Origin of the sequence: Planktotalea sp. (assembly GCF_049680325.1) — a bacterium.
GTDB lineage: Bacteria > Pseudomonadota > Alphaproteobacteria > Rhodobacterales > Rhodobacteraceae > Planktotalea.
On sequence record NZ_JBAUHO010000329.1, the window covers coordinates 1 to 5,128 of the forward strand.

A 5,128-nucleotide genomic window follows, 5' to 3' on the forward strand; every position below is an offset into this window, starting at 1 on the left:
CCGCCCTGGTTATGACCGATCTTGCAGCATCAGCCATGGGTCGACGCGTATTCGACCGGCCCACATAGATAATAGGACCCCCATAATGACCCCTTCTGAAAAAGCCCTCGTCCCTTTCGTTTCAGTCGAACACATGATGCAGCTGATTCACCAGATCGGTTTAGAGCAAATACTGATCGATCTGACTAATGCGATTGAAGCCGATTTTCTACGCTGGCCCGAGTTCGATAAGACACCGCGGGTTGCCTCCCATAGCGAAACAGGCGTCATCGAATTAATGCCAACCTCCGATGGCGAGGTGTACGGGTTCAAGTACGTGAACGGCCACCCGTCCAACACACGCACAGGCCATCAAACGGTGACTGCATTTGGCCTGCTTGCCGATGTGGCGACGGGCTATCCAGTGCTTTTATCAGAGATGACAATCCTTACGGCCCTGCGCACAGCGGCGACATCCGCGATGGCCGCGCGCGCCTTGGCCCCCAAAGGCGCGCATGTCATGGCCATGATCGGCAATGGCGCGCAATCCGAATTTCAAAGCCTCGCGATGAAGGCGGTCTGCGGTGTGGATACTGTCCGCCTTTATGATATAGACGCCAATGCGACCAGGAAATGCGCGGCAAACCTTGCATCCAGCGGCTTGAAGGTGATCGTGTGCACTAGCCCCGAAGACGCCATAGAGGGGGCACATATCCTGACGACCTGCACAGCCGACAAACAATATGCCACGATCCTGAGCGACAACATGGTCGGTGCTGGCGTGCACATCAATGCGATTGGCGGCGATTGCCCGGGCAAGACAGAACTCGCAAAGGGCATCTTGGAGCGCAGCAGCATCTTTGTCGAATACCCCGAGCAAACCCGCATTGAGGGCGAAATCCAACAACTGGAATCCGAACATCCCGTGACCGAACTCTGGCAGGTCCTGAACGGAACCCAAGCAGGCAGAACGTCCCAACAGCAAGTCACGCTCTTCGACAGCGTCGGCTTTGCAATCGAGGATTTCTCGGCGCTGCGCTACATCAAAACAGCGATCCAAGGCACCGGGTTTTCAATCCAGCTCGATATGCTGGCGGACCCTGATGATCCCCGTGATTTATTCGGAATGGTGCAACGCTCTGCATAGGGTTCGGACTGGGGGCCAGCCCCCAGACCCCCGAGGTATTTGAGGACCAAAGAAGCCTTAACCGTTCTTTTACCAATCTTTGGTCTGTTCAATGTGCGGAACAGGCAGAGGTGCCGATGACCGTGACCGGAGAAGCCCTGAGCCAAGCGCTCAGGGTGGAGCAAACTTCTCTGGTCCTGCAATACCTCGGGGGGGTCCATCTTGATGGACGGGGGCAGCGCCCCCAATCCTGTCAATTCCTGTGCGGCGCAGCCGCTCGATTGGATCAAAGATAGTCGGAGCGCTGGAGCCCGTATTTCGCCATTTTTTCGTTCAGGGTTCGACGCGGCAGGCACAACTCGTCCATGACCGCTGCAATTGAGCCTTTGTGGCGGCGCATGGTGTTGTCGATCAGCATCCGCTCGAACGCTTCAACGTATTCCTTCAACGGCTTGCCTTCAGTTGTCATCACCGGCGTCATCTCGTCGTGATCGCTCATTAAAAGCGAAGCAATCGTGCCCGAGCCGCGCCGCGTTTGAAGCACCGCGCGTTCTGCGATGTTAATCAGCTGACGCACATTCCCTGGCCAAGGCGCTTGCAGCAGCTGCGCGGCTTCCTGTGCGGAAACCTCCGGTGCAGCACATCCATATTCTTCAGCAAACTGTTCAGACAAACGCGTAAACAAGGACAGGATATCCTCGCCGCGCGAACGCAGCGGCGGGATCGTTATACGCAAGGCTGCCAAACGATAGAATAGATCAGAGCGCAGAGCGTCTTCGCAGGTGCGGTCTTGCTCTTGCAGATTGGAAATCGCGATAATACGGGTTTCGGCAGGTGTGCCTTGCTCGTTTATCACGCTCAGCAGGCGCGCTTGCAAAGGATCACTGAGCGCTTCGATGTCTTCCAGAACCAGCGTGCCGCCCCGTGCCTCTTCAATCGCAGGCAAATAGGGGTCTTCTGGCGCGACCGGGCCAAAAAGACGCTGCGCCAGAGAATCCTCGTCCATCGCAGCGCAAGAGACAAGCACAAAGCGTTTGCCCGCGCGGCTACCAACTGCGTGCAGTGCATGGGCTACAAGCGTCTTGCCTGTTCCGGTTTCGCCGTCGATCAAAACATGACCATCCGCTTGACCCAGATCGAGAATATCCTCTTTAAGGCGTTCCATCACAGCCGATGCGCCAATAAGTTTCTTCATAAGCTGACCGCCATCAGACAATTCACGGCGCAGCGCGCGATTGTCCAACGTCAGGCGGCGCGCATTGGCAGCCTTCTTCGCACGTTCAGACATACGATCCGGGTTGAACGGCTTTTCCAGAAAATCAAAGGCACCGATCCGCATAGCGTTGACCGCCATGGGAACATCGCCATGCCCTGTTATCATAATCACCGGCAGCGCGCTGTCGGTGCCCATAAGCTTTTTCAAAAACTGCATGCCGTCCATGCCGGGCATTTTGATGTCCGAAATAACAATGCCCGGGTAGTCGGCCCCGATACCCGCAAGCGCATCTTCGGCGGATGCGAATGTTTCGGTATCGTATCCAGACAAGGCAAGCCATTGCGAGATAGACTGGCGCATGTCTTTTTCGTCATCAACGATGGCAATTTTCATAGCATTGGCCATAGCTTCACTCCGCTGCGGGTTTTGCGCTTAGCGCACTGTCTTCATGTAGGATCGGAAGTCGAATTTCAAAGACCGCCCCCCCCTGCGCGGCATTGCGCGCTGTCATTCGTCCCCCTAGCTCGTTCACGATACCCGAGGAAATGGCAAGCCCCAGCCCGACCCCGTCGCCGGGCTGTTTGGTGGTATAGAACGGCTCAAAGAGCGCATCGAGGTCTTCGATGCCCTGCCCGTTGTCGCGCACAGTGAGCATTGCAGTTTCGCCTGCCGCCAGCAGCACATCCACCTGAGGGTCTTCGACGGACTTAGTTGCATCCAGCGCATTGCGCAGCAGGTTTATCATTACCTGTTCGACCCGTACGCGATCAGCCATGACAATCACTGGTTCATGCGGCAGTGTCTTGTTGATTTGCACCATGCGCTGACGCAGCTGCGGCTCCATCATCGAAAGGCTAGAGGCAAGCGCATCCCCAAGGTTTACAGGGACAAATGTATCCCCGCTCTTGCGCGCATAGCTTTTTAGCTGGCGTGTAATCGCGCCCATGCGTTCGATCAAATCATCAATGCGCTGAAAACTGACCAAAGCCTCATCAGGGCGCCCGCGCCCGACCAAAAGCTTGGCACCTGCCAGATAGGTTTTCATCGCTGCAAGTGGCTGGTTCAACTCGTGGCTCACCGCGGCCGACATTTCACCAAGAGCGGCAAGTTTCGAGCTTTGCGCAAGGGTTTGTTCTGCCACGGCAAGGTTCTCTTGGACCTTTTCGCGCTCGGCAATTTCCCGCTGCAAGCGGATATTGAGTTGGCGAAGTTCTGCCGACTCGCGCTGGAACAGCGCCATGCGCACCGCAGTCTGGCGATTGAGAAAGTAGAACGAGAGCGCCAGCAGGATCGCGAATCCCATGATTTCAAGCGCAAGGACCCCGTTCACGCGCTCGCGCACTGACGCGTAGGAGGTAAAGCTCGCCATTTGCCAACCGCGAAAGGCGATGCGGGTGTGCGTGCGCATCACAGCCTCGCCGCGCAAATAGGCGTCCCCAGGATCAGCAGTCCAATCAGCCGTGACCTGTATCGCGCGGCTGATTGCACCCGAAGGGGGCTGGTGTGTCAGCGCCTCTTCCTCTTTCAGACCGCGCCAGCGCGGTTCGGTCGACAGGATAATCGTGCCCTCGGAGTTTGTAATCAATACAGCATCCGAAATACCGGCCCATGCGCGCTCGAATTTTTGCAGATCAACTTCGACCACAACGACGCCCAAGACTTCGCTATTGTTTTCGACGCGGCGTGAATAGGTGAAAGAATACCCGCCAGAATCGCGCTCGATTACTGAAAAAACCGTGCCATTCGCACGTAAAGCATCCACAAAAAAGGATTCGGTGCGGTGCATGGATTGCAATCGGTTGCGATCCGTCGCCGCGACAGAACGCCCGTCCCTATCCAGCAACATAAGCGAGGCCGCTCCGATCTCTTCAACAAAACTAATCAAACGCTGTGTTGAATTGCTGAAGTCATTCGAGTTCAATGCACCAATCAAGGCCGGATCACGCGCCAAAAGCTGTGGCACGATCGAGTTTCGGCGCAGTTCGGACAGAATATTTCCGCTATAGAGCGCAAGGCGCAGTTCAGCCCTGTTGCGGGTGCTTTCGGTGAAACGGTCTGTCAGAAACGAGTTGGTGAGAAAAACCGTCACTGCGGCGAGCAGCACCAAAGCGATCAGTAAAAACCGCACACGCCAAAGATTGAAACGCCTGCGCCTTCGTGGCTTAACCACGCTGACTTTTGGTAGATTGTCCGATTTAGGCGTATCGCTCATAGGCGCAATGCTAGTGCGCTGCGCCTTCTGGCTCAAGGTATCACCGTTAGGCAGAAGCCATTGCCCCTACCAAACCAGCGAAAAGTCGCGCGCCGTCGCTGGAACCATGGGCCGTTTCCATTGCGCGTTCTGGATGTGGCATCATCCCCAACACACGGCCATTGGCCGATGTAATGCCCGCGATATCGCGATCAGACCCATTGGGATTGTCTGTATAACGAAAAGCAACACGCCCCTCGCCGATCAGACGATCAAGTTCGTCTGGCGCAGCGGTATAGTTGCCATCATGATGTGCGATTGGCACCTGTATGACTTGCCCTGCATCATAGCCGGTCAGAAAATCGCTTTTGTTCTCCGCGACTTCCAAGCCGACAGTGCGGCAAATGTATTTCAGTCCAGCATTGCGCATCAAAGCGCCTGGCAGCAATCGTGTTTCGGTCAAAACCTGAAACCCGTTGCATACGCCAAAGACGTATCCACCTTTTTCCGCGTGGGTCTTAACCGCCGCGCAAATGGGCGAATTCGCGGCAATCGCGCCGCAGCGCAGGTAATCACCGTATGAAAAACCACCCGGAATTCCGACAAGGTCGATCCC

At 56.0% G+C, this 5,128-nt stretch carries 4 protein-coding genes; 1 reads left to right on the top strand and 3 read right to left on the bottom strand.

What is annotated here, in order from left to right; genetic code table 11:
* Window positions 1–85: 85 nt before the first annotated feature.
* Window positions 86–1,126 carry an ornithine cyclodeaminase gene (locus WBC85_RS14695; RefSeq protein ID WP_424438829.1) on the top strand — a complete coding sequence of 347 codons (1,041 nt, stop codon included), beginning with the start codon at window positions 86–88 and terminating at the stop codon, window positions 1,124–1,126.
* 265 nt (window positions 1,127–1,391) lie between these two features.
* Here the strand turns inward: WBC85_RS14695 and WBC85_RS14700 are convergent, their stop codons facing one another.
* The 3 genes from WBC85_RS14700 to purQ form a co-directional block, all read right to left on the bottom strand.
* Window positions 1,392–2,726, bottom strand: coding sequence for a sigma-54-dependent transcriptional regulator (locus WBC85_RS14700; protein ID WP_424438832.1), 1,335 nt, complete (start codon window positions 2,724–2,726; stop codon window positions 1,392–1,394).
* A gap of 4 nt (window positions 2,727–2,730) precedes the next feature.
* On the bottom strand, window positions 2,731–4,533 hold the full coding sequence (locus tag WBC85_RS14705; protein ID WP_424438835.1) for a sensor histidine kinase: 1,803 nt from the start codon (window positions 4,531–4,533) through the stop codon (window positions 2,731–2,733).
* A gap of 46 nt (window positions 4,534–4,579) precedes the next feature.
* The coding region (gene purQ, locus WBC85_RS14710) for a phosphoribosylformylglycinamidine synthase subunit PurQ (protein ID WP_424438838.1) at window positions 4,580–5,128 on the bottom strand (549 nt) is incomplete at its 5' end.

Excerpts from the sequence above, each read along its gene's own strand:
- WBC85_RS14705 (WP_424438835.1), bottom strand. The coding sequence starts at position 4,533 with ATGAGCGATACGCCTAAATCGGACAATCTACCAAAAGTCAGCGTGGTT.
- WBC85_RS14695 (WP_424438829.1), top strand. The coding sequence starts at position 86 with ATGACCCCTTCTGAAAAAGCCCTCGTCCCTTTCGTTTCAGTCGAACAC.
- WBC85_RS14700 (WP_424438832.1), bottom strand. The coding sequence starts at position 2,726 with ATGGCCAATGCTATGAAAATTGCCATCGTTGATGACGAAAAAGACATG.